The sequence below is a fragment of the Amycolatopsis albidoflavus genome (assembly GCF_039525725.1).
GTDB classification, from domain to species: domain Bacteria; phylum Actinomycetota; class Actinomycetes; order Mycobacteriales; family Pseudonocardiaceae; genus Amycolatopsis; species Amycolatopsis albidoflava.
This window is the reverse complement of sequence record NZ_BAAAHV010000011.1, coordinates 555,337-579,288: the sequence shown is the minus strand read 5'-3', so window position 1 is coordinate 579,288 and position 23,952 is coordinate 555,337. Positions and strand designations below refer to the sequence as shown.

The window sequence follows — 23,952 nt, the reverse complement described above, 5'->3', positions numbered from 1 at the left end:
TAGCGCGTCGGGTCGGCCGAGCGGACCGGTCCCAGGAAGTGGCATGAGGAAATTGAGCACAACCAGATCTACGGTGGTGGAGGTCCCGCGCGGGTCCCTGTTCGTAGGACGGGAGGCGATGTGGCGGTCTACGCGGTGAAGCTCGAGCGCAGCGACTTGCTCCAGTTGCCGGCACACCCGGACGCGTGCACCGAGGAGACCTTCGAGCAATGGTGCGCCGAACGAGTGGCGAAAGGTGCCCGGCTTGCGGTCGACTTGTTCTCTGGTGGCGGCGGTTTGAGCCTGGGCTTGACCGACGCCGGGTGGACCGTCGCGGCGTCGGTCGACCACAACAAGTTCGCGTTGCAGACTCACCGGGCGAACTTCCCCGGGCTCGCGTTCGACGTCGATTTGGGAGACCCGCAAAAGCGCGCCGCGCTGGTCAGGATGCTCAAGCGCGTCGAGATTGATCTCATCGCCGGCGGGCCACCGTGCCAGCCGTTCAGCAGGGCAGGGCGCAGCAAGATCCGCAGTCTGGTGGACGCGGGCGTGCGCGACGAGTTCGACGAACGCAAGGAACTGTGGCGAGCGTACGTCGATGTCGTGCTCAAGGTGAGGCCTCGCGCGGTGCTGATGGAAAACGTGCCTGACATGGCTCTGGGCGACGACTTCCACGTCGTGCGGCGGATCGTGAACATGCTGGAGGACGTCGGATACCGGACCAACCTCCGGCTGGTTGACGCCCGGCACTACGGCGTTCCCCAGCACCGCAAGCGGTTGATACTGCTAGCCCGCCTTGACAGCGACGCCTTCACCTGGCCTCGCCCAGGCAAAGAGGTGTTCGTACAGGACGCAATTCACGACCTACCTCGCCTCGGCCTCACGACTGGTCGTCGAGATCTGCCCTACTCACCTGACGGCGAGGTATCGGAGTTCGCGAAGGCGATGAGACGCGGCATCGGCGAGCAGAGAGTGTGGGATCACATGACCCGGCCGGTTCGCGAAGACGATCGTGAGATCTTCGCCTCGATGACGTCGAAGACCCTCTATGCGCACATCGATCCCAGCCTGCGCAGGTACACCGCAGAAACATTCGACGACAAGTACAAGCGGTTGGACTGGAAAGAGCTGAGCCGTTCCATCACCGCTCACATCGCGAAGGACGGCTACTGGTACATTCACCCGTCTGAGAACCGCACGCTCACCGTACGTGAGGCTGCCCGTATCCAAACATTCCCGGACCACTTCCGCTTCGCGGGCAGCCGCAGTCACGCGTTTCAGCAGATCGGCAATGCGGTGCCGCCGATGTTGGGAAAGGCGGCAGCTACCGCCTTGGTCCCGGTACCCGTCGCCGACAAGGCCCGGCAGAACCGGTGGCGCGTTCTCGCAACCCGCTTGGTCGCTTGGGCCGAGGATCGGCGTGCCGGGAACTACTGGTGCGTCCTCCCCGGAGATGAGCTGACCCCGCCCGTTGCCGCGGTCGTGGCGATGCTGGACCCGTCACCCGTCGAACTGACCGCCTACTCTGCTGGCCTCCGCGAGGTGGCCACGCGGGGGCGGATCACCAAGCGAGCGGTCGACCTCATCGAACGAGCGGTAGTCACGCGTGGAGCGGCTGCATCGGTCACACGCCTACGGCAGTTGCAGAACAACAGGAAGCTCTGGCTGCACCCCCAGGACATGCCGGAAGTCTTAGCGCTTCCGCCTGGGAAGACCGCACTCCTGAAGCTGCTAGCGGGCGACGACGTCCTGTTAACCAGTCAGCCGGCCATCCGTGTGTCGTCACGCGTACTAAACACCAGTTCGGAGCGGACGAACAGCCTCACCGACGGCAGGGTCGACATCTCCCGCTTGGTAGGAGGCGACTCCAGAGCGCCGCTGCGCATGGCCGCGTTGCGGCTGGTCGGCCAGCTTCATTGCCACAAGCGAGCACCGATGTGCGCGGGATGTCCACTGGCCCGCCAGTGTGCGACCGCCCGCGACAGTGAGTTATCGGACAGACTGTTCTGACCAGAATTGCAAATAATGCCGACAGCCGGAAGGATATCGCGATAGATCAGGAGGATCCATCTTCCTTGCAGTGCGGTAAATGGGTGGCGTCAGGCGAACCCGTCGGTTCCATTTCTCAGTCTGTGGCCAATAGATCGCCCTGTTCAGTGAGGAGTGGCCGTGTAGGCTGTCTTGACGTGTCGCCGACGTCCGCTTAGCGATGCCCGATGCTCAGTTTGCGACCGTAGACTGCCATGCCTGGTCCAAACCAGCGAGTTGTTGGCGGTGTCTCGCGCCTGGCGACCAAGATGGTCCCAGCCGAGCATCGCTTTGGCGCTTCAAGCTGCAGTTCAACGTCGAGCTTGCTGAGATGTGTGCCTACACGCAGCACCCGCACACTCCCGGCCCGGCGCTTTACTCGCGGTGGACTTCTTGCGGGAATTCCTGGCCTATTCGAGGGTTTCAAGCATATTGCGAAGCGTTTCGTCGGGAGCTGGCTCGGTGATATGAACGGGTGGCCTGTTCGTCGGGGGTGCCTCTCTGGCTTTCGGTGTCGGGGTTTCGGCCGAAATACCTGCCTGGGCCGCGGCCGTAGCGACGACGTACGCGGGACGCAGCTCTTCGGGCAAATCTTCTGGCTCGACAGATGACAAGACCTCCGCCAAATCCCACCAGTTGCCGTAACGGGCTGTGTATGCTTGCCGTGCCGGCTCGTCGAACAGCCACGCGCGGAGTTCGCCGTGCACAACATCGGTCATGTCCTCGTGGATCGTCCGCAGGCGCTCGGGTGCTCCCGGTACCTCCAGGTCGGTCAGCAGTTCTGCTAGCTCGATGAGGTCCGACCACAGATATCCGAGCTGGCCTTGCGCGCGCGACCTGTCGGCGATGGCCTCGTCGAGCAGTTTGGGCCCTAGCCGAAGGCGCTGCTCTGCTGGGACCAGCTCGGTTGCCGCGAGGTTGGCAGCGAGGGTGATGAGATGCCGCGATTCGCAGTCGCCGATTCGGACGGAATCCGCGTTCTCGATCTTGTCGGCGATGAACTCGGCCAAGCCCCGGGAGCCGATGACGATTGCGGCTTTTAAGTAGTAGTCTAGGTCGCTCGTCCAGCTTCCGTCATCGTCTTCGTCGCCCCAGTCGTCGTCTCTAAGCGCCTCCTCGAAGGACCGTCTCTCGGTTTCGGCGTAGTCGCGAAGGAACAAGTCCGTCAGGTCGTCGACGCGGGTGCGTAACGTCTCCCGCAGAACGCTCTGGGAGCGCAGAGACGCGAGCGAGACCAGGTGGTGAAGACGTGAAGCGTCGATGATCGTCCCGAGCAGCTCGTCGAGGGAGACCAGCTTCGATTGGACACGGCTCAGCAGATAGTCACGAATAGACGGGTTGTGAAAGGTTGCAACGACGGGTGCGGGTTCGGATTCATGCTCGGTCGGGTCGAACCGGCGCGAGGTTTCGATCATCGAGCCGTCGAGGACTTTCACCGCGTCGTAGAACTGCCGGCGGTCGTCCGGCTGCCTGAGAGCGATGCGGTAGCTGCGCCAGGCGTCGTGGAGATCGTCGAGCTCCGTGTCCCGGCCGAAGGTGAACAGCACCTCGAGCAAGTGGACGGCGGAAGCATCAAGCTGCTGTTCTATGACGCGTGCCCAGATTCGCTCTGGGTTCTCGAAGTTGAGGAGCAGGGCCTCGGCCACCTCCGCGGTGCCGTCACGGCCAGCGAGGCGCAGGGTATTCGCGACGAGTCGGGGACTGAAGTTGCGGTGCCAGAGGAGATCGCGCCACTGCGAAGGGACGGCGAACTTTCTCTTCTCAGCGGCTGAGATTTCGGAGTAGTAGACGTGGTTGTACAGGATGCTGGCACGGATATCCACGCTGTAGGCGTCCATCCCGACATCGCACGTGAGCGGCTCGAGGTCGCCGTCGTCCAAAGTCTCGTGGCGATGCTTGGCCTCCCGCAGGATGTATTCGCGTGTGGTGAGGACCAGCAGTTTCCCCGGCGTCTCCCGGATCCGGCGAAGGACCCCGAGCAGCCGACGATCCTCGTTTTTTCCGAGGTGGTGGTCGAAGGCAATTTCGCCCAGGAAGTCGTCGTAGAAGAACAGCTGTGGGCTTTCGGGAAGCCACATTCTATCGATTTCGCTGATTTCCCGCGTCACGTCGACCACCTGGTAGCCTCTTCCCAGGTGGAGGCGGGCGAGCATCTTCGCGATCGTCGACTTGCCGATGCCCGGAATACCCGCCAGTAGGCAGACCGACTCTCGCTCGAGAAGCGCCCGGGCTATGTCGAAGGTGGGGGTCGGGACGAACGTCATCGCAGCGTCGTCGAGCTCGCTAACCAGGTCTTCCGAGCGGAGCAGCGCGTCTTGGTTCAGCACCGCATGCAGGACAGCGGCGCTGGTCAGCCACAGCCGAAGATGGCGCTGCACGAGTGCCGGGCGCTTGCGCAACTCCTCGGTGAGCTGCTCCGCGCCGTACAGGTCGCCAGTGCTGTGAACGTATGGGGCGAGGTCTTTAAGAAGGGTGTCCTTCGCGTCGACGGTCAATTCGACGCTCGTGGCGAGGATGTACCGTGCAGGCCGCAGTTCTGCGATCTTGGCCCGCTCCTTATCGCGCATGTGGGCGAGCAGCTTGACTCGGCCGCTGCGAGCCCAGTGCTTGCATTGGATCACCACGTCGCCGGCGTCACCGGTCATGTGCCGAAGGTCGATCCCTCGGTCGGCGCCGCGGGCTAAGATCTCGATCTTTAGACCCAGGATCTCCTCAAAAAGGTCCCGGCAGACCACTTCGAAGTCGTAGTCACTCAGCCGCCCCAGATCGAACGAATCCATCAGCCCATTCTGCCCGGCGCTCAACGGCGTCGCAGCGGCACCGTTAAGCGTGAGCCCGCAACGGCGAGGTGCCGTGGTCGGAGTCGCTGTTGAAGCCAGTCGTGACAGTCTTATCTGGTGCCAGGGTCGTGTTGCAGTCCGCGTCCATCACGGTGACCCGGTCCGCCGTGATGGAGATAATCGCCGTCTCCGCTAGGTGAGACCGCTGGCTCGCGGATGACATCGAAGTCAGCGTCCACGGCGTACCGACCTTTTTGGCCACGGCGAGGTCTGCTGTGAAGCCGTCGCTCCGCTGCTCCTGGCGGCGCTACGCCAGGCAGACAGGTCGCAGAAGCCGAACTCGACTCGCTGTCGAGCCTGCTCCGGCGACGTCCTGAATAGCTAACATGCCTGATCAAATCAGTATGAGCGTTGTGGTTAGCGTGCAAGATCGTCCTCGGACACTCTTTCGTAGCATTACTGCTACGTCTAACGTACAAGTGCTCTAAGGTACTTCAACATCCAGATCCGGCCTCTAGCCGGACCCCGCTGCGGCGGTCGTGGGCATGACCGGAACCGTCGTCTCCCCCGGTCTGCGTCATCGACGGCCTGCTGCGCAACGACTCCGCCATCCGACTGGACGATCAGCGGGCGGCTGCGCCAGTGCGTCTACCGCCGCATCCCGTTCCGACCTTCACGACGCCCGGCACCCGACCAGTTTCCTCCGGCAGGCCGCTCGGGTTTACGAGGCGGGCGGGTGCTCGGTCAGCCGGGCGCGGAGGGTGCCGGCGTCGGGGTGGTGCAGGTCGTCGAGGATGAGCAGAGCCCGCCGCCAGCACCGGTGCGCGGCATGGGTGTCGCCTGCGGCCTGGCGGGTGTCGCCGAGGCGGATGAGCGTGTTGGCTTGCGGATGGCGAACGCCCACCTTCTGATACAGGTCCAGTGCGGCGTGGTAACAGGCGACGGCTATCTTGGGCTCGCCGAGGTGATGATGGATGCAGCCGAGGCTGTCCCAGGTGTCCGCCTCGCCGTGCATGTTTCCGGCTGTTTGCTGTAGTTCAAGGGCTTTCGTGCAGTAGCGCAGGGCTTCGGCGTGCCGGCCGAGTTTGGTCTGCATCCAGCCGATCCCGTTCAGCGCGTCGGCCTGGCCTGCCCGGTGCCCTGCCGCTCCGAACAACTCGTAGGCGATCCTGTCGCTCTCGATCGCTTCCTGGTAGTCACCCTGCAGATACGCCACGATGCCGAGAACGGTGTGATCACGTGCCTGGCCGAGCGGGTCGCCGAGCGACTCGTCCGCTTCGAGCGCGCGGACCGCGCTGGACCGCGCATCCGGAAAGCGGCCGAGCTGGACGTAGGCCCGGCCGAGTTCGCGCAGAGACCGGGCCTGCCCATCCGGGTCGCCCGCACGTTCGGCCGCGGCGGTCGCGACGAGCTGAGCGGCGACCGTCTGAGTCCAGTGTCCGGCGCGGATGCAGAAATCGGCCACGCTGCAGGCGAACTGCCACGCGTGCAGGTCGAAACCGGCGTCGGCGGCGCGGGCGACGACGCCGGGAAACACCGGTCTCTCGGCGGCGAACCACTGCCGTGCCTGCTCGCCGTCGACGAGTTCGCCGACCACTGCACCGGGCTGGGGCGCGGCCAGAGACAGCCGGTCGTTGAACGGGTTGAGCAGCAGCGCCGCGGCGTGCGCGGTGTGGAGGTAGTGATCGAGCATGCGGTGCAGCGCGACGTGGCGCGCCTGCTCGGTCTCGTCCTGGCGCGCCGTTTGCGCCGAATACGCGCGCAGCAGGTCGTGGCAGGCGAACCGGCCGGTGCCGGTTTCGGCGAGCAGCTGTGCCCTGGTCAGCTCGGACAAGGCCGGCCGGGCCTGGTCGAGTCCGGTTCCGGCGAGACTGGCGGCGGCCGGGATCGAGACGTCCGGGCCGGGATGCAGGCTCAGCAGCCGGAACATCCGCGCCGCCGCGGCGCTCAGCGTCCGGTACGACCAGGAGAACACGGCGCTGAGGTCGACGCAGGCGTCGCCGATGTCCATGGCCCGCAGGCGATCGCGGGCCTCGCGCAACTGGCCGGCCAGTTCGGTCAGCGACAAAGTCGCGGCGAGGGTCGCCTGTGCGGCGACGATGCTCAACCCCAGCGGCAGATGCGCGGACAGCTCGATCAGGTCGTCGACCGCCTGCGGTTCGGCGGCCAGGCACTCCGGGCCAAGCCTGTTCGCCAGGAGGTCCCGGGCTTCGGCAGTGGTCATCAGATCCACGGACACGGCGTGCGCGCGCTCGCCGGCGATCAGGCCGCCGAGCCGGTCGCGGCTGGTGACGACAGTGAGGCATTCGGCCGAGCCCGGCAGCAACGGCCGGACCTGACCGGCGTCGCGAGCGTTGTCCAGCACCACGAGCATCCGGCGACCGGCCAGCTCGGATCGGTAGAGCGCCGATCGGTCCGCGAGACCGGCAGGGATCCGTTCGGCGGGTACCCCGAGGGCGCCGAGGAAACTTCCGATCGCGTCGGAGGGCGCGACCGGCTCGCCGCTGGGGTCGAAGCCTCGGAGGTTGACGTAGAGCTGCCCGTCGGGAAACCGGTCCGCGATCCGGTGCGACCAATGCACGGCAAGAGCGGTCTTGCCGACGCCCGCGGTGCCGGTGATCGCCGCGATCGCGACACTGTCCTGCCGGTCCAGCAACCCGGCGAGTTCTTTGAGCTGGTCCGCGCGGCCGGTGAAGCGCGACACCGCGCCTGGCAGCTGTCTCGGCACGGCAGCTGCCGCTGGGCGGGCGGCGGCCAGCGGTGCTGGTGCGGGAAGCGGGATCGGCGCGGCGAGGGTCGCATCGTTGCGCAGGATAGCCACGTGCAATTGCTGTAGTTCCGCGCCGGGCTCCAGCGCGAGATCGTCGGCCAGCCGCTCGCGGGTGCGTTGATAGACCTCCAGCGCTTCGGCGGTGCGCCCCGACCGATGCAGAGCCGACATGAGCTGCCCGACCAGCCGTTCCCGCAGCGGATGCGCGGCAACCAACGCGGTCAACTCCGCCACCAGACCCGCGTGCTCACCGGCGATCAGCTCCCAGCCGACCGCCTCTTCGAGCGAGGCAAGCCGGTCTTCCTCCAGCCGCCTCGCCTGCGCCGCCAGGCACGGAGTGACTCCGCTCAGCGCTGGCCCCCGCCACAGTCGAAGCGCCGCCCGCGCCGCTGCTGCCGCGCCGGCGGGATCCGCGGCCGAGAGTCGCCGGGCGCCCGCGAGTGACGAGGCGAAAACACCAGCGTCGACCTGATCCGGCTCGGCGTTCAGGGCGTACCCGCTCGAACAGGTGGCGATCGCGTCTCCGAGCGCGCCGCGCAACCGGCACACCAGCTTGATCACCTGACGCCGTGCCGACGACGGCGGCTCCTCATCCCACACCGCGTCGACAAGCGCGCTGACCGACACCGTGCGCCCCGGGCACAACGCCAGCGCGGCCAGCACGCAACACTGGTGACGACTCGAGATCGCCAGCCGTTCCGGTCCGCGCCAGACCTCCACCGGCCCCAGCAGCCGGAACTCCAAACGATCGGCAACACCCAACGGTCCCCCTCGCTGCGCCCACCCAACCTTCCGCCGTCCGCCTGCACCGGCAAATCGCTCCGGCACCGGCGGCGACGCCTGCCCCTCTGGCTGGAACCCGGTCGTGTGCCGTCCGAGCCGACAGCAGACGGATCTGCTGCTGTCGGCTGGGCAACGCACGAGATGATGCTTCTCCGTCGCGGCAGCCGCGGCGACCCGCCACGACGCCCCTTACGTCGTTCCGCTCAACACGCGGAAAAAATCCTACCGGCCGAGTCCCGTATCGGAAACTGAATTTCGACCTCATCTCCCCACCGCCATCACGATGCTACTGCTCGACGACCCGCAGGCAGGTCCCGGAATCATCGAACGTGCAGGAACTGCAATGCCAGATCGATTGGAGGCGCCGGCACTGCCCCGGGCCACCGTGGTACTCGCTGCGCCAGACAGCGTGAATCGCACGCCAAGCTCGTGAACTGTTTCGTGAATGTTTTTCCTGTGCCGCTTCCGCGTCGTCTCGACAAGTTGCATGTTCTATGACTGCTTGCCGAGGGAAACACGCGCACGCTCCTCTCGCTGAGACTGAGGCCGCGGAGCAGTCCGTCGCAACAGGCGCGTCAGAGCCTTCTGCGGCAGTCACCGGTGCTTGTCCAGTGCGGACCGGTTGTTTTGTGCCAGCACGCCGACGCGCTGCGCTCCTGCGGCCAGGCCCTCGAACTGCATCGGGCGGTCGGCAGCAGGCACGGCGAGGCCGACACCTGGGACAGCCTCGCTGTCGCCCACCACAACCTCGGCGAGCACCGGCGGGCCGTCGCCTGCTACCACAACGCACTGGACTTGCACGAGAAGTTGGGCGCTGCCCATCCTCCACGACCTGCACCACCCCCGACGCCGACGTTCTCCGCGCACGACTGGCCGGGCACCCACCGACCCCCTAGACCCACGCCCACCCGACAGAGCCCGTCGGGTACCGAACGGGTACCGAGCACCGACAGGCTGACAGTTGTCGGCCGACATCGGGTCGGTCGTTTTCACAGCAGGGGTGGATTCCCGAAGCCGGTACACAGTGGCAGGGGGCTCTCTGCCGAGATGCTGGATCAGCATGGCGCGTTACAGATTCAGAACCGCGAGTCTGGCGATCGCCGCCGCGGTCCTCGCGATGTTCGCGAGCACCGCGGCGGGTGTCCATTCACGGCCCCCCGAAAGGAGTAGTCGTTGTCCTCGTATATCGCTGACCAGCGTCTTTGGCCAATGAAAGCCCGCAGCGCATATAGTCGTTTCATCCGTTTAGCCTGATTAAATTTTCGGAAGAATTGACCACGCGATACCTGTCCCTGCCTGGGCGCAACGCTCTGGCCTGGGTAAACGCCTGGACGTAGACCCCTGAATGGATATATCTGACTCACTGGAGGAGCTTAATGCGATTCAACGGGATCAGGAAGCGCGCCACGGCTGCTGCGATCGCCGTGGTGGCGATGGCTGGGATCGGGGTCGGGACCGCGTCCTCGGCCCAGGCCTCCGAGGGCAGCACGCCGTTCAGTCACGGTGGTTGTGCGGCGATCGAGGACATCACTCTCGGAGCCGACTACCACGACTACATGGAGATCCTGCCGACGCAGAACAACGGCTCCTGCCTGTTCGGTGTCTTCAACCGGATCACCTGGAAATGGATGGGCACCGGCGCGAGCTCCAGCTCGAACCCGCAGGGGTGGTTCTACGACGGTCCCGGCCAGAGCCTGGAGGCGTGCCTGATCGACACGGCCAACAACAACACCTGGGCATGCGGCCCGATCAACTGAGCAAGGCGCAGTGAATGAGGCGGGAGCGGGCCCTTCCGGGTCCGCTCCCTGCGACTGCCGTGGGACCTGACGCGAGGGCATGACGCGAATCCACCACCCGGCTGTGCCCGGGCGATGACGCCCACCAGGCACTCGAGGCACGTCATGAACCTGCTCGACGCGCTAGCCCCCCATACCGAATCCGGCTCGAACGCCCCATCGACAACAAGACCACGACTCGCAAGTGACAGAAACCGTGATCGAGTGACAGCTATCTCGATCCGTCACAGCAGGTCTGCGACTACAAGCGATAGTTGTCACCGGACACAGTCTGCGAACTGGGCGACCAGTGCCGATTACAAGCGGCATCTGTCACAAAAGACAGACGCTAACTGTCATCTCACGCGGCGTGACGCGGGGTCGGGTGTGCGGCTCGGGTCCAAGATGCCCGCGTGACGACGACCGCGTCCGAACGAAACACTGGGTCCAACGCTCCACTGTGGTCTCATTTCTGCGAGTGGACGGATCTCGCGATCGCCGAGACCCACTTCGCCGAGGCTCGCGAGCAACTGGACCTGGCGGCGAATTGGCCTCGACGCTGGACCGCTGCTGTGCGAATCGCGTGCAGCGACGTTGCAGCGCCGTTCCCCTCGCAGCGTGCTAGCGCTGGTGATCGGTCACTGCAGTTTCCACTCAGAGGCGTTCCCGATCCCTTGCGCCCGGTCCAGTGCAAGGCAGTCTTTCTTCGACTCGGGTCCGAGGTACGGCCACATCTCGCGGAGCATGTCGTTGCGCTCGGCTCCGGCCATGTTCTGCACGTTGTCGAGCAGGAACATCCTCACCTGGAACCGAGCTTCCTCGTCGCCGGCCTTTTCCGCAGTGCGGAGGACGTGCTCGATGCAGCCGAACGTCCGATGGCGGGTGTCTTCGTCGGACTGGTCCCACGTCTGCACGATCGTGTTGGCGATCGTCGCGACCCGTTGGGACAGGCGGGTGCGAGGGGGCAGCTTCGGACGGCGGCGACGGCGTGCGGTGTCCTCGTCGAGCGGTTCCCAGGTGGGGTCGAGGTAGGGCGGCTCGTCCCAGTACGCCAGGAGATCCCGGTCCGCCGCGGTGAGTTCCGGGGCGGACCCGAGGAGCCCGGGCAGCCATGCGGGCTCGAGGTCCGCCGGCGTCCCCGGCTCGTCGTGGTCGGTCATCACATGATCGCATCCTTCATGTCGCGCAAAGTGTTCTCTGCCACCTGGCTAGCATGATTGATCACGTGACCGTTCTTGGCCAGCCAGTCCCCGAAGGCGGGTATCGGGGTCCGGATCTTCTCGGCATGGTCGGCATAGTCCCGCCTGGCGGACGCAAGATCGTCCTGGGCCTTCTTGTCGATGTAAACCGCGTTCGTCTTAATAGAGAGATGCGAAGTCGTATCACGGAGAACATCCGCGGAATCGAACGATTCGGGCTCGGCGATCACGCGACGCACCGAAAGTTCAGCTCCATCGACGGCTTCGTCCACCACATCTCAGGCTTGCTCGCATTCGCGGCCGATATCGAGCCCGCTTGGTCCGCTCGACACCGACGGCGATGGCTCGACGCACTGCAAGCCAACAACTGGCTGGACCCCGCATCTCAGCAAGTATCAGTCGAGTAGGGCCACGTTGTGTTTAAGTCGATCGAGCACATCTGCAGCTGCGCTGCACGTTCCAGTTAAAAAGCGTGCCTTCTCCGCCACTAAACCAGCGTGAGCCATGTGAATAGCGAGCAAATCGCCCCTCGGACACCAAAACTGGTGAGATTTTCCCAAGTCTCTCAGCAACCGATCACCCAGCACAAGGGTGGTCGGCTTTCCTCGTTGAGCAGCTGTTCCCGGTGTCGGGCGGGTGGTCGGCATGATCGCTGTCGTCCCGCCGCTCATCCCAGGAGTCGAGCGGCACTCTCGCTCCCCTGGCACCCGCTGTTGAACAACTCCTGCTGCTGACTGTCCCACGATCGACGAGCAGGGCCTTTCCGCCGTGGGAAAGTGATTCTCCTGCGGAGAAACCGAAGTACCAGCGGAGCTCGGCTTGCCGGAACGCGGCGGACGGCGGTCCCGCCGGTGTGTCCGGCAGGACCGCCTCTACCGGTTTACTCGCCGCGGGTGGCGGCGAGGTTTTCCCGGAAGAACGGGACCGCTTCGGCGACTGCGTGGTCGACGTACTTCGGCACGTCGTAGAAGTCCATGTGCGCGCCGCCCTCGACCACGACGAGCTTTTTCGGGCTGCGGGCGCGGCCGTACAGTTCGGCGGACATCCACAGCGAACCGGCGTCGCTGCCCGCGACCACCAGGAGCGGCTGCTGCAGCAGGTCCTCGACCATGTGGAACGCGTCGAAGGTGAAGATCCTTGACACGCTCTTGGTGAACAGGAACTTGTTCTTCGCGTTCGGGTGCTGCGCGCGCGGGGTCAGGTAGTACTCGCTCGCCTCGACCATGTCGCGCGGGGTGTTCTCGTCCGGCTCGGCCGGCACGTAAGGCAAGTACGCCGCCTCGGCGCCCTTAGCCTCGGCCGTGCGCTGCTGCGCCACGGCCTGCAGCGTGGGGACAGCGGCCGCGTCGGAGTCGGTGCCGTACCAGTTGCGGCGGAACGAGGTGCCGATGTTCACCGCGCTGACCGTGGTGAGGGCCTTGATCCGGTAGTCCGTCAACGCGGCGTTGACCAGGTAGCCGCCGCCGGCGCAGACGCCGAGGCCGCCGATCTGCTCGGCGTCGACGTAGCCGAGGGTCTGCAGGTAGTCGACCGCCGCCCGGACGTCGTCCACGCGCGCGGCCGGGTCCTCCAGGTGGTGCGGCTCGCCGCCGCTGTCGCCCTGGAACGAGGCGTCGAACGCGAGCGTGACGAAGCCCTGCCCGGCCAGCTTCTCCGCATACAGGCCCGCGGTCTGCTCCTTCACGCCGCCGCCCGGGTGCACGGCCACGACCGCCGGGTAGCTGCCCTTGGGGTCGAACCCGTCCGGCAGGTACAGGTTTCCCGCCATGGTGATCGAGTCGTTCGGGAAGGTAACTGCCTCCACAGACGTCACTGCACTCACTCCTTGCACGTCTTCGGTGTCCCGAACCAGGCGGCCCGGGCTGCTGATACCCACTCTGCGGCGGTTCGCGCGGGCGTGGCAGATGCCGCTTGTCGGGGGTACCGGCAGCCCCTCCTTCCGCCGGCGTTCCGCGTTTACCCTCGAGGCATGGAGATCGCCAACGACCTCAGGGAATTCCTGATGACCCGCCGCGCGAAAATCACGCCTGAGCAGGCGGGAATCATCGCGGGCGGGCGGCGGCGGGTCAGCGGGTTGCGCCGCGAGGAAGTCGCCCGGCTCGCCGGAGTCAGCACTGAGTACTACGTGCAGATCGAACGCGGCCGCGTGTCCGGCGTTTCCGACGAGGTGCTGCACGCGATCGCCACGGCGCTGCAGCTGGACGACACCGAAACCACGCACCTGTTCGACCTCGCCCGCGCCGCCGGGAAACGGGCCGGCTCCGGCCGCACCGTCCGGCAGCCGGTGCCGGAGGGGGTGCAAGCGCTGATCGACACGATGGTCAACGCCCCCGCGATCGTCCAGAACGGACACCTCGACGTGGTCGCGGCGAACGCGCTCGGCCGTGCCCTCTACGGCGTCGTCTACGAGCGCACCCCGCACCCGCCGAACCTTGCCCGGTTCATTTTCCTCGACGACCGCGCCGAAGAAGTCTTCCCGGACTGGAAGAAGGCCGCCGACGACGCGGTGGCCCTGCTGCACGTCGAAGCGGCCCGCGCACCGTATTCGAAAGCGGTCACCGGGCTCATCGGAGATCTCGCGACCCGCAGCGAAGCGTTCCGCACCCGGTGGGCGGCGCACGACGTGAAGGCGCACCGGCGGGGGACGAAACTGTTCCGCCACCCGGTCGTCGGCGAGCTGACGCTGCGGTTCGAAGGACTGCAGGTCGCCTCCGCGCCCGGCCTCACCCTGATCGGCTACACCGCCGAACCCGGCTCCCCTTCAGCCGAGGCGCTGCAGTTGCTGTCCAGTTGGACGGCGAGCGAGGCAGCCGGACCGGCGGTGCGCTCCGCGGGGCACGAGACAGCGGACGACGACCGCCGGGCTCAAGCCTAGCGAACTGGTCGTCCCGTTCCGCGGCCCAGCTCGCGCACCACCTGCTGGCGGACCGGCATCGCCGAGACGCTCATCGGGCCGGGTGCGGTCCACGGCACCGGAAAAGCGCCGGCGGGTCTGGGACGCACCGGCGCTTTTCCGCCTCAGAACTCGATGACCGCCTTGCCGCCGGTCTGCTTGTCGAAGGCGGCATAGGCCTCCACCGCGTCGTCCAGCCTCCAGCGGTCGGTGAAGACCAGGTCCGCCTGAACCCCGTGCCGGGCGATGAACCGGGCGCAGTCCGCCTGGCCCACCGGCGAGAAGGTGTATGAGCCCACCACCGTCAGCTGCTTGCGGATCAGGTCCGGGCTGACGTCGAGCGTCACCGTCGAGCCTTCGCCGACGAACGCGACAGTGCCCCATTTCGCCGCGGACTTCACCGCCGCTACCCGCGCCGGTGGTGCGCCGGAGCAGTCGAGCGCCTTGGTCACGCCTTTGCCACCGGTCAGTTCCCGGATGGCTTCGACCGGATCGACCGACGTCGAGTCGATCGCGTGCGCCGCGCCGAAGTCCTTCGCCCGCGCCACGCGTTCCGCCGCGATGTCGACCGCGACGACCTCCGCGCCCATTGCCGCGGCGAGCTGCACCGCGGCCTGACCGACCGGGCCTTGGCCGAAGACCGCCAGCGTGTCGCGCGCGTTGACGTCGAGCCGGGTCAGCGCTCCGTAGGCGGTGCCGGTGCCGCACGAAATCGCGGCGCCGGCGGCGAAACTCAGCTCGTCCGGCAGCGGCACGAGCGTCCGTGCGGGCACCTTGAGGTAGTCGGCGTGCCCGCCGTGCGCGGTCGCGCCGTAGATGACGTTGCCGCGCTCGCACATCTGCGGCCAGCCCGTCCGGCACAGGTCGCAGAACCCGCAGCCGTCGTAGTGGTGGACCATCATCCGGTCCCCCACTCGCACGGCGCGCGGGTCGACCGCCGAGCCGATCGCCGCGACGACGCCGCACGGCTCGTGCCCGCCGATGAACCCGGCACCGTCGCCGGTCATCCCGAACGCGGCCAGCGCCTGACCGGCAGGAGCCCGGTAGAAGTGCAGGTCGCTGCCGCACATCCCGGAGGCCTTCATCTCCAGCACCACGTCGTCCGGGCCGGGTTCGGGATCGGCGAAGGTCTGGATCTCGAGGACCCGGTCGCCTTGGAAAATGACTCCGCGCATGAGAATTCCGTCCTTGTCAGTGCACCGCGGCGAACATCAGGCTTTCCTCGTCGGCTTCCTCCGGGGAGAACTCCGCGGCGATGCTGCCCGCGCGCGCTACGAGCACGCGGTCGGACAGCGCCTGGATCTCCGGCAGGTACGAGGAGATGACCACGACCGCGACCCCGTCGTCGGCCAGCGCCCGGATCATCGCGTGGATTTCGGGGATCGTGCCGAGGTCCACGCCGCGGGTCGGCTCGTCGATGATCGCGACGAGCGGCTTCCGGGTCAGGCCCTTGGCCAGCACGATCTTCTGCTGGTTCCCGCCGCTCAGCTCCTCGACGGTCGCCTTCGTCGGCCGCAGCGTGCGGACCTGGAATTGTTCGACGAACCGTTTCGCGACCGAGGTGCGCGAACCGGGCCGGAAGAGGAGCGGCAAGCGCCGCGCACCGCAGAGGTGCCCGAGGTAGATGTTGTCGGCGATCGTCAGGTGGCTGAAGAACCCGGAGGCTTTCCGGTCCTCGGTGATGTAGACGATCCCGGCTTTGCGCGCCTGCCGTGGCGTGCGGAACCGCACCGGCTCGCCGTTGAGCCGCACGCGGCCGCCACGCAGCCGACGCCGTTTCAGGATCCCGCTGACGATCATCGCGGTCTCGCTGCGCCCCGCGCCGACCAGACCGTAGATGCCGACGATTTCCCCGGCGTAGGCGGAAAACGCCATGTTCCGCACCACCGGCAGCAACGTCACGTCCTCGACCTGCAACGTCGGCGTCGGCTCGGGTGCCCGGTTCGGCTCCACCCGTCCCATCTCGACCGTGCGGCCGACCATCATCTTCACCACGCGATCGCGGCTGAACTCCGGCCGCTCCAGCGTCCCCTGGACGACGCCGTCGCGCAGCACGGTGATCCGGTCCGCCTGCTCGAACGCCTCGTCGAGCATGTGCGTGATGAAGATGACGCCGATTCCGCGCTTCTTGAGCTGCTGCATGGACAGGAACAGCTGCAGCCGCTCCTCCGGCGTCACCGACGACGTCGGCTCGTCCAGGATCACCAGCTTCGCGTTGCGGTGCACCGCGCGGGCGATCTCCACCATCTGCTTCTGCCCGACGCCGAGTGCGCCGGCCGGGACGTCCGGGCGGATGTGGAAGTTGTGCGACTCCAGCAGCTCGCGTGCCACGACGTTCAGGTGGCCGAGGTTGTTGAACACCTTCTCGTCACCCATGAACAGGTTCTGGGCGACAGTCATCGACTCGACCAGCGAGCCTTCCTGGTAGACCATCGCCACCCCGGCCTCGACCGATTCGCGCGGAGTCGTGAACGCCCGGGCGGCGCCGTCGACCTCCAGCGTGCCCGAATCGTGCGCGACCGCGCCGGAGACGATCTTGACCATCGTGGACTTCCCGGCGCCGTTTTCGCCGAGCAGGGCGTGGATTTCGCCCGGCCGCACGTCGAAGTCGACGCCGTCCAACGCGTACGTTCCGCTGTAGCGCTTGCTGATGTTCGTCAGCCGCAGCACCGTGCTCATGCGTCCTCCAGCCGCAGCAGGTTCCGGCCGCCGCGCGCGGCAGCGACTACATGTCCGTTGTGGACGGTCACGCCGGTGACGCCGTGCCGCGGGCTGTCGACCCGGGCATGCGCGCTCTCCGCGACGCGGCCGGTGTGGTCCATCCGGAACACCAGGCCGCACGACCGTGCCGGGGCCCAGCTCTTGACCACGCCGAGCACGCGCAGCTGCCCCATTTGCATCGTGTCGGTGAAGGGGTCGCCCGCGCGCAGGCGCGGGACGAACCATTCGTCCGGGCTGATCGTCTCCGTCATCTCGGCCAGCAGCGCGGGTTCGTCCAGCAGCAGTTCGGTGACCCGGTTGCGGATGTAGGGCGCGACGAACCACCAGCCGTCCCCGCCGACGTGCACTCGCCCCGGATAGACGGGCAGGTTCGCGCTCAGCACCCGGCCTCGCTTGCCCGGCGCGGATCGCGCTTCCACCCGATGGTCCAGGCTCAGCGACAGCAGCACTTCGTCCTCGGCGATGCCGACGCCCGACGGCCACGCGAGGCGCTCCGCGACCACTTCCGCCCGCGCGCCGTCGACCCGTACGAGCAGCCCGGACCGGTCGCCGGTGACCAGCGCCCGGGGCCACTCCGCGACCTTCGTCGAGCCGACAGTCGCCAGCAACGCGGACCCGTCCGTCGCGAGCGCAGTGACGCAGGCGGTGACCGGTGCGTCCGTACACAGATCCTCGGTTTCGCCGGAGCGCGACACCGAGACCAGGCCACGCCCTTCGACTGCCGCGACGACCTGCTCGTCCCGCACGGTCAGCGCCGTCACCGGGCTGCCGAACGAAGCCAGCCGCGCCACCTCGTCCTCGCGCACCGAGAAGACCTGATTGCCGCTGCTGAACACCAACCCCGTGGCGGTCACGACCACGTCGTCCGGCTCGTACTCGCCCGCGGGCAGCAGTTCCGCCGCTCCGTCGAGCCGGAGGTTCGGCCGCAGCCCGGTGTCCATCGGGGGCACCGTGCGCGCACGGCCCCAGTTCGGGTTGATCCATTCCTTCACGGTGTCCAGTACCGGGCTCATCGCACCGCCTCCGCCGACCGGCGAGCACTGGCCGTCCCCGGAACGGCGGCCGGGTCGATGTCGCCGATCTCGCTCGGGTCCAGTTCGAGCCTGCCGATCCGGTTGTTGCTGACGCCGCACAGGTACAGGTGCCCGTCGCGTTCCTTCGCCGCGGTCACCATCGGATAGTTCTCCATCGTTTCGTCCCACAGCACGGAGAGGATCTCGCCGCGGTCGCTGAACTTGATCGCGCACGACGTGTTCAGCTGCGGCACCACCCAGTTGTCCACCGCCGCCTCGCGGGTCATCCGCCGCCGCACCGCCGGGTAGCGGCCGAGCAGGTCGGACATCTGGGTCCGCATGGCGCACAACGGCATCCAGTAGTTGCCGTCGGAGGACCGGTTGATGTTGTCCGGGTAGCCGGGCAGGTTCTCCAGCACCGGTTCCAGCTGTCCCTTCTTCGGCCCGGCGATCCAGAGCCGGTCGACGCGGCACAGCCCGGTGCTGGCGATCAGGATCGACTCGCCGTCGTGTGCGGTGCAGATGCCGTTGGGGAACACGTAGTTCGACACCACGACCTCGGTCTTGCCCTCCGGCGTCACCCGGATCACCCGGCCGTTCGGGCGGAATTCCACCAGCTCCAGCAGGAAGTCGGCGGTGTTCGTGCGGGTGGAGAAGTCCGAGGCGTAGATCGAGCCGTCCGGGGCGATGTCGAGGTCGTCGATCGCCCGCAGTCCCGAGTCGTCGATCAGCGACAGCGGGCTGCGCTTGACCTTGTTCGCGACCAGTTCGGGTTCGCCGTCGGTGCCGATCCGGTAGATGCCCATGCCGCCGACCGCGACGACCAGCCGTCCTTCGGCGTCCCACGCGTGCCCGCACGGGAAGCCGCCGGTGCGCGAGAAGATCTCGCCTTCGGTGTCGTCCAGGCCGCGGAACCGCCACACCCAGCCGCGCTGGTCGCCGCAGTAGACGTTGCCCTCGGCGTCCACCGCGCAGTCCTCCGCGCCGCGGATCTTGCCGAGCCCGACCGGAGGCGCGTCGGTGAGCCGGCGGTTGAGCGACCAGACCGTGCCCGGCTTCGTGACGTCCACCAGCGGGCCGAGCCGCAGCCGCGCCGGGTCGATCTTCAGCTTCTCCACCGCGCGCTGCCGGTACTTGCCCCATTTGAGGTCCAGCACGGTGAACACGAGCAGCACCGCGGCGAGGATGACGGTGTAGTACGAGCCCTGCGCGCCGTCCGAGACGGTCGCCTGCTCGATGATCGTCACCACCGCGACGCCGACCGCCGCGCGGAGCACCGAACCGCGGCCGCCCTTGATGCTGACGCCGCCGAGCACCACCGCGGTCAGTGCGATGATCTCCCAGCTGTTGCCGACGTTCGGGTCGGTCCGGGCCAGTCGCGCCGACGTGAGGATCGCGGCCGTTCCGGCGAGCGCGCCGGACAGGACGTAGGTCCAGAACGTCACGGCGGTGACCGGGATGCCGTTGCGCCGCGCGGACCTCCGGTCCGAGCCGGTCGCGGTGACCCACCAGCCCCAGCGGGACCGGGTCAGCGCCAGGTGGACCACGATCAGCACCACCGCGAAGAGGAACCACGCGGTCGGGATGCCCAGCACGCGGCCCTCGCTGAGGAAATCCCAGACGAGCGACGGTTTCGTGACGCCGATCTGCGTGCTGTTCGCGTTCTGCAGCACCGAGGCCGCGCCGCCGAAGGCGATCAGCGTAACGAGAGTGGTGATGAACGGGCGCATCCGCAGGATCGCGATGAGGAACCCGTTCACCGCCCCGAGCAACGCACCGGCGGCGATCGCGGCCGGGACGACCAGGGCGGTCGGCCACAGCCACACCCGGTCGGCGACCATCGCGCCCAGCCCGCAGAACCCGACGACGGAGCCGACCGACAGGTCGATGCCGCCGCCGACGAGCACGACGGTCAGCCCGATCGCGAGCAGGCCGTACTCGGACACCTCGTCCAGCACGAGCGGCGCGTTGGCCGCCCCGACATTGGTCGTGGCGAGCACGTAGACGCACAGGGCGAGCGCCAGCACCAGCGGCACCGCGCCTTCCATCCACCGTTTCTCGAACAGATCCGAGACGGTGCGGTAGCGGGCGATTCTTTCCGTGCGCCGGCCGCCGGTCATGCCGAACGCGTCCAGCCCGCGCCGCAGCGGAGACGTAGTCATCGGGTCCCGCTCACTTGCTCTGGTAGCACGCGATGGTGGTCTGGTCGATGTTCGCCTTGTCGACCACCGTGCTCGACACATACCCGACCGAATGCGCGCTGCCCGGCTTCGCCCCGTTGGTGAGCAGGTTCTGCGCCGCCACCGCACCGGCCGCACCGATGCCCTGGACGTCATAAGCGGCCGAAGCGGTCACCGTGCCTTGTTTGAGGGCGTTGCACCAGTCCGCGTCCGCGTCGAGCGTGTAGACGCCGACCGAACCCGGAGCGACCTGGCCGCGACCCTCCGCCGCCTTGACGGTCTGTCCGACGGTGATCGAGTTCAGGTCGAAGGTCACCATGAAGCCGCACACCTTGCCCTGTTGCTGCTGCAGCACGGATTCCGCGGCGGCCTGCGCCTGGGCGTTCTGGAACTGCGAGTGCGCGACGAGCGTCTTGTAACCCTCCTTCTCCACGACGTCCTTGATGCCCTGGTCCCACAGGATCGAGGCCGGGTCGTTGCCGGGGCCGTCGATGATCGAGATGGTCTTGGGAGCGTTGCGGGAGTTGCAGTCCGAGACCGCGCGCTTGGCGATCGACTGCGCCGCGCCGTAGACGTCGACGCCGACGAACGTGTCGCCGAGCCGTGTGGAAGGCATGTTGAGCACCACGGTGTAGATGCCCGCCTTCTGCGCCCGGTCGATCGCGTTGTCGAGCAGGCCCAGGTCCTGGTTCTGCAGCACGAGCACGTCGGCGGCCTTGCGCGCGATGAGGTCGTTGATCGTGCTGATCATCCGGTCGCTGCTGAAGTTCGAGTCGTAGACCTTGAACTCGGCCCCGGCGCTGTCGAACGTGCGCTGCATGGTGGTGCCCCAGTTCTCGGTGAGCTTGTAGCCCTTGTAGAGAATCGGGACGAAGGCGATCCGCTTGCCCTTCATCGCGTCGTGCGCCTTCTGCCGCATCGGCATCAGCTGCTCGTTCGCGCCGAACACCGCGTTCGCCGCGGCGGCCGTCGAGTCCGACGAGCCGCCGCCGACCGAACAGCCGGACAGTCCCGCCGCACCCAGCGCCGCCGACGCGGCGAGCACGAACAGCTTCCTGGTGATCTTCATGTCACTTCCGTTCCCCGGCGTCGTTGCCGGTCACAGTTCGCCGGATTTCTCGGTTTCCTCGTTGCGCGGGCGCAGCCACGCGTCGAACGCGATCGCGGCGGCGAGCACCGCGCCGCGGATGAGGTCCTGCACGGCCGTGCTCAGTCCGTGCAGCACCAGCAAGTTGTTGAGCACGCCCACGAACAGCGCGCCGACGAGGACGCCCAGGATCGTGCCGCGCCCGCCGGACAGCGAGACGCCGCCGATCACCACCACGGTCAGCGCGGTGAACAGGAGCGGATCGAAGGACGTCACGGTCGTCTGCACGCTGCCCTGGATCGACACCGTCACGAACCCGGCGACCGCGGCCAGCAGCGCGGACAGCACGTAGGTGAGGATCTGCAGCGGCCGCACCGGCGCGCCGGTCGACCGGGCGGTCTCGAAGTTGTCGCCCATCGCCCGGATCAGCCGCCCGGGCGTGGTGTAGGCGACGAACAGCCAGGCGAGCAGGAACGCGCCGCCCGCGATCAGCACCGGCCTCGGCACGCCGAGCACCGAGCCGCCGCTGAGGTGGGAGAGGAACGATCCGGCCGGCACGCCGTAGACGTTCTGGATGAGGAACAGGATGTCGATCCCGCCGATCGCCAGCATGCCGGTCGCCAGCGTCACGAACAGCGCGGGCACTTCGAAGACCGCGACGAGAACGCCGTTGACCAGCCCGATCGCCAGCGCGAGCGCGGTCATCAGCGTGATCGCCTGCCATTCCGGCATGCCTTCGCTGATGAACGCGAGCGTCGCCTGCGCGCAGCCGAGCCCGATCCCGGCCACCGAAAGGTCCAGCCCCTTGCCGAGGACGACGATCGCCTCGCCGATCGCGAGGATGCCGAACGCGGCGGACAGGTTGAGGATGCTGCCGAAATTGCCTGCGGTGAGGAAATTCGTCGTCGTGGCCCCCGCGGCGAGGGCGAGCAGCACGGTGATGCCGAGTACCAGATAGGTCTGGTCGAAGCCGCCGAGGCGTGCCCGCAGCGGCACGCGTGGCTTCGTTGCCACTGATGCGGTAGTCATGGGATTCCCGGTTCGATGGGTGGGACAGCGCGGCCAGTGTGTCGGCCGTCACCCGGCCGCCACATCTGCCGCCGGTCGTATTCCGTTACCCCGTACGGCCGATGCGGCGACTGGCCCCAGCCTCGTCGCGGATATATAATGTTCGGAATTTCCGCAAGGGAGCTGCCCATGAACGCGACCGGCTTTCCGCGGCTCGACAGCGTCCGGCTGAGCGCCGATCTGGCCGATCAGGTCCGCGAGCTCGGACTCGACGCCAGCGCCGTGCTCGACCGGCTGCTGCCGGTCGGCCGCTGCGCCGAGGTGCTGCCCGCCAAACGGCTGCTCGGCCGGGTCTGGGACGCCGCGATGGCCGAACTGGGCTCGGCTCCCGCGCCGGACCGGCTGCCCGGCCTGACCGCGCTGCTGAGCCGGGTCCGCGAGCTGGAGTCCCGAGTGGACGATGCCAGGGTCGCCGACGGCGTCGCGACGATGCGCCGCGTCCGCCGCGCGCTGACCCGTTTGCACGCCTCGTCGACCGCCGAGGAACTCCTCTCCCGCGCCGCCGAGGAGGCTTGCACGATCGGGTTCGACCGCGTGCTCGTCTCCACTGTGGACGATGCGACCTGGGTGCTGCGGCGCATGGTGATCGAACAGGATCCCCGGCTGGCCGCGGAAATGCTCGCCGCCGGCCGCGAGGCTCCCCCGCGCTTGGACGGCTCGCTGGTCGAGTCCGATGTCGTGCGGGAGGCCCGCGCGGGCTTGGTCTACGACGTGCAGGAGAACCCGCGGGTGAACCGGCAGCTCGTCTCGATGTCCGGCTGCACGTCCTACGCCATCGCGCCGTTGCGGGCGTACGGGAAAGTCGTCGGGCTGCTTCACGCGGACAGCTACTACTCGCCTCGCCGGGAGGTCGACGCCACCGACCGCGCCGTGCTGAACCTTTACGCGGACGGAGTGAGCGAGACGCTGGCCCGAGTGTCCGTCCTCGAGGGACTGGCCTCACTACAGGCCGGAATGACCCGGCTGGCCGCGGACGTGCGCATCGCTCCCCCGCCGCCGGACCCGCCGCGGCATCCACTGCTGTCGGCCCGCGAGGCGGAGGTGATCGACCTGATGGCGCGCGGCGACGCGAACCGGGCGATCGCGCGGAAGCTGTCGATCTCGGAGGGGACCGTGAAGACGCACATCACGCACATCCTGCGCAAGCTCGACGCGGCGAACCGGGCGGAGGCGGTCGCGTACTGGCTGCGGAACTGAGCCGGCCCGCGGCTCAGGCGGGCACCGGCTCCAGCCGGGTCGTGGTGGCGGCGGCGGTCTCGGCGACCATCGGCGCCAGCGCGCTCGGCATGCTGCGGTACTTCTGCGTGTACGCGGCGTCGACAGCGGCGTTCGTGTCGGCGTCCGCCTCGAGGTGCAGAGACACGTCGGTCTCCACTCCGTCCGCTCGCACCCGGGCGAGCTGCTTGGCCGCGGCCCAGCGGTACCAGCCGCCCTCCGTGCCGAACGCCGAACGGATGTACAGCTCGTCGCCGGAGCGGACCACCCAGATCGGGGTCCACCGGCGGAGTGAGCCGTCGCGGCGGTAGCTGCTGATCTGGATCTCCGACGCGGCGCCGATCCGGTCGCGGATCTCGGGGTCGAACGACATAGCGGGCTCCTTCGAGACGAAAACGAAACGGTTCGCTTCGCACGCTAGGCGCTCGCGGACGGGCGTGGGAGGTGCTGTCAGCCCCCTC

17 protein-coding genes and 1 pseudogene are annotated in these 23,952 nt (G+C 67.5%); 4 read left to right on the top strand and 14 right to left on the bottom strand.

From position 1 onward, the window contains the following. Positions 1-120 precede the first annotated feature (120 nt). Positions 121-1,989: a DNA cytosine methyltransferase gene (locus ABD156_RS17170; protein WP_344273767.1), complete on the top strand. Its 1,869-nt coding sequence runs from the start codon at positions 121-123 to the stop codon at positions 1,987-1,989. A 428-nt stretch (positions 1,990-2,417) separates the two neighbouring features. On the opposite strand, the gene ABD156_RS17165 is transcribed toward ABD156_RS17170, so the two are convergent. The 4 genes and pseudogenes from ABD156_RS17165 to ABD156_RS17155 all read right to left on the bottom strand — a co-directional run bounded on the left by ABD156_RS17165 (position 2,418) and on the right by ABD156_RS17155 (position 9,162). Beyond that, on the bottom strand, positions 2,418-4,787 hold the full coding sequence (locus tag ABD156_RS17165; RefSeq protein WP_344273764.1) for an nSTAND3 domain-containing NTPase: 2,370 nt from the start codon (positions 4,785-4,787) through the stop codon (positions 2,418-2,420). Between the two features lie 43 nt (positions 4,788-4,830). Then, positions 4,831-5,070: pseudogene (locus ABD156_RS47825) on the bottom strand (hypothetical protein); the annotation flags it as partial. 438 nt (positions 5,071-5,508) lie between these two features. Next, entirely contained in the window at positions 5,509-8,319 is a 2,811-nt protein-coding gene (locus tag ABD156_RS17160; protein WP_344273761.1) for an AfsR/SARP family transcriptional regulator, read from the bottom strand. Positions 8,320-8,934: 615 nt separating this feature from the next. Next, on the bottom strand, positions 8,935-9,162 hold the full coding sequence (locus ABD156_RS17155) for a hypothetical protein (protein ID WP_344273758.1): 228 nt from the start codon (positions 9,160-9,162) through the stop codon (positions 8,935-8,937). 554 nt (positions 9,163-9,716) lie between these two features. Here ABD156_RS17155 and ABD156_RS17150 point away from each other — a divergent pair. Continuing rightward, positions 9,717-10,097 (top strand): hypothetical protein, encoded by a 381-nt coding sequence (locus ABD156_RS17150; RefSeq protein ID WP_344273755.1) that lies wholly within the window; start codon positions 9,717-9,719, stop codon positions 10,095-10,097. Positions 10,098-10,753: 656 nt separating this feature from the next. Here ABD156_RS17150 and ABD156_RS17145 read toward each other — a convergent pair. The 3 genes from ABD156_RS17145 to ABD156_RS17135 all read right to left on the bottom strand — a co-directional run bounded on the left by ABD156_RS17145 (position 10,754) and on the right by ABD156_RS17135 (position 13,127). Then, entirely contained in the window at positions 10,754-11,275 is a 522-nt protein-coding gene (locus ABD156_RS17145; protein WP_344273752.1) for a hypothetical protein, read from the bottom strand. Continuing rightward, positions 11,275-11,586, bottom strand: a complete 312-nt coding sequence (locus ABD156_RS17140; RefSeq protein ID WP_344273750.1) for a hypothetical protein — start codon at positions 11,584-11,586, stop codon at positions 11,275-11,277. Before ABD156_RS17140 ends, ABD156_RS17145 begins: the two co-directional genes overlap by 1 nt. A 608-nt stretch (positions 11,587-12,194) precedes the next feature. Then, a complete protein-coding gene (locus ABD156_RS17135; RefSeq protein WP_344273748.1) occupies positions 12,195-13,127 on the bottom strand; it encodes an alpha/beta hydrolase in 933 nt (310 codons plus the stop codon). A gap of 156 nt (positions 13,128-13,283) precedes the next feature. Here ABD156_RS17135 and ABD156_RS17130 point away from each other — a divergent pair, with 156 nt between their 5' ends. Next, positions 13,284-14,189, top strand: a complete 906-nt coding sequence (locus ABD156_RS17130; RefSeq protein WP_344273745.1) for a helix-turn-helix domain-containing protein — start codon at positions 13,284-13,286, stop codon at positions 14,187-14,189. A 143-nt stretch (positions 14,190-14,332) separates the two neighbouring features. Here ABD156_RS17130 and ABD156_RS17125 read toward each other — a convergent pair whose 3' ends face one another. From ABD156_RS17125 to ABD156_RS17100, 6 genes are read right to left on the bottom strand one after another with little or no spacing between them, the layout of a single operon-like run. Continuing rightward, a complete protein-coding gene (locus ABD156_RS17125) occupies positions 14,333-15,382 on the bottom strand; it encodes a zinc-dependent alcohol dehydrogenase family protein (RefSeq protein WP_344273742.1) in 1,050 nt (349 codons plus the stop codon). A 16-nt stretch (positions 15,383-15,398) separates the two neighbouring features. Beyond that, positions 15,399-16,886, bottom strand: a complete 1,488-nt coding sequence (locus tag ABD156_RS17120) for a sugar ABC transporter ATP-binding protein (RefSeq protein ID WP_344273739.1) — start codon at positions 16,884-16,886, stop codon at positions 15,399-15,401. Continuing rightward, a complete protein-coding gene (locus ABD156_RS17115) occupies positions 16,883-17,941 on the bottom strand; it encodes a hypothetical protein (RefSeq protein ID WP_344273736.1) in 1,059 nt (352 codons plus the stop codon). The genes ABD156_RS17120 and ABD156_RS17115 overlap by 4 nt, the downstream gene beginning before the upstream one ends. Then, a complete protein-coding gene (locus ABD156_RS17110) occupies positions 17,938-20,103 on the bottom strand; it encodes an ABC transporter permease (protein WP_344273733.1) in 2,166 nt (721 codons plus the stop codon). The genes ABD156_RS17115 and ABD156_RS17110 overlap by 4 nt, the downstream gene beginning before the upstream one ends. A 10-nt stretch (positions 20,104-20,113) precedes the next feature. Further along, positions 20,114-21,190 carry a sugar ABC transporter substrate-binding protein gene (locus ABD156_RS17105; RefSeq protein WP_344273730.1) on the bottom strand — a complete coding sequence of 359 codons (1,077 nt, stop codon included), beginning with the start codon at positions 21,188-21,190 and terminating at the stop codon, positions 20,114-20,116. Between the two features lie 30 nt (positions 21,191-21,220). Then, positions 21,221-22,237 (bottom strand): ABC transporter permease, encoded by a 1,017-nt coding sequence (locus tag ABD156_RS17100; RefSeq protein ID WP_344273727.1) that lies wholly within the window; start codon positions 22,235-22,237, stop codon positions 21,221-21,223. Between the two features lie 168 nt (positions 22,238-22,405). Between ABD156_RS17100 and ABD156_RS17095 the strand changes: the two genes are divergently transcribed. Then, the gene (locus ABD156_RS17095) at positions 22,406-23,473 is read left to right on the top strand and encodes a helix-turn-helix transcriptional regulator (RefSeq protein WP_344273724.1); all 1,068 of its coding nucleotides are present in this window, start codon (positions 22,406-22,408) and stop codon (positions 23,471-23,473) included. 13 nt (positions 23,474-23,486) lie between these two features. Here the strand turns inward: ABD156_RS17095 and ABD156_RS17090 are convergent, their stop codons facing one another. After that, positions 23,487-23,864, bottom strand: a complete 378-nt coding sequence (locus tag ABD156_RS17090; protein WP_344273721.1) for a DUF2255 family protein — start codon at positions 23,862-23,864, stop codon at positions 23,487-23,489. Between the last annotated feature and the right edge of the window lie 88 nt (positions 23,865-23,952).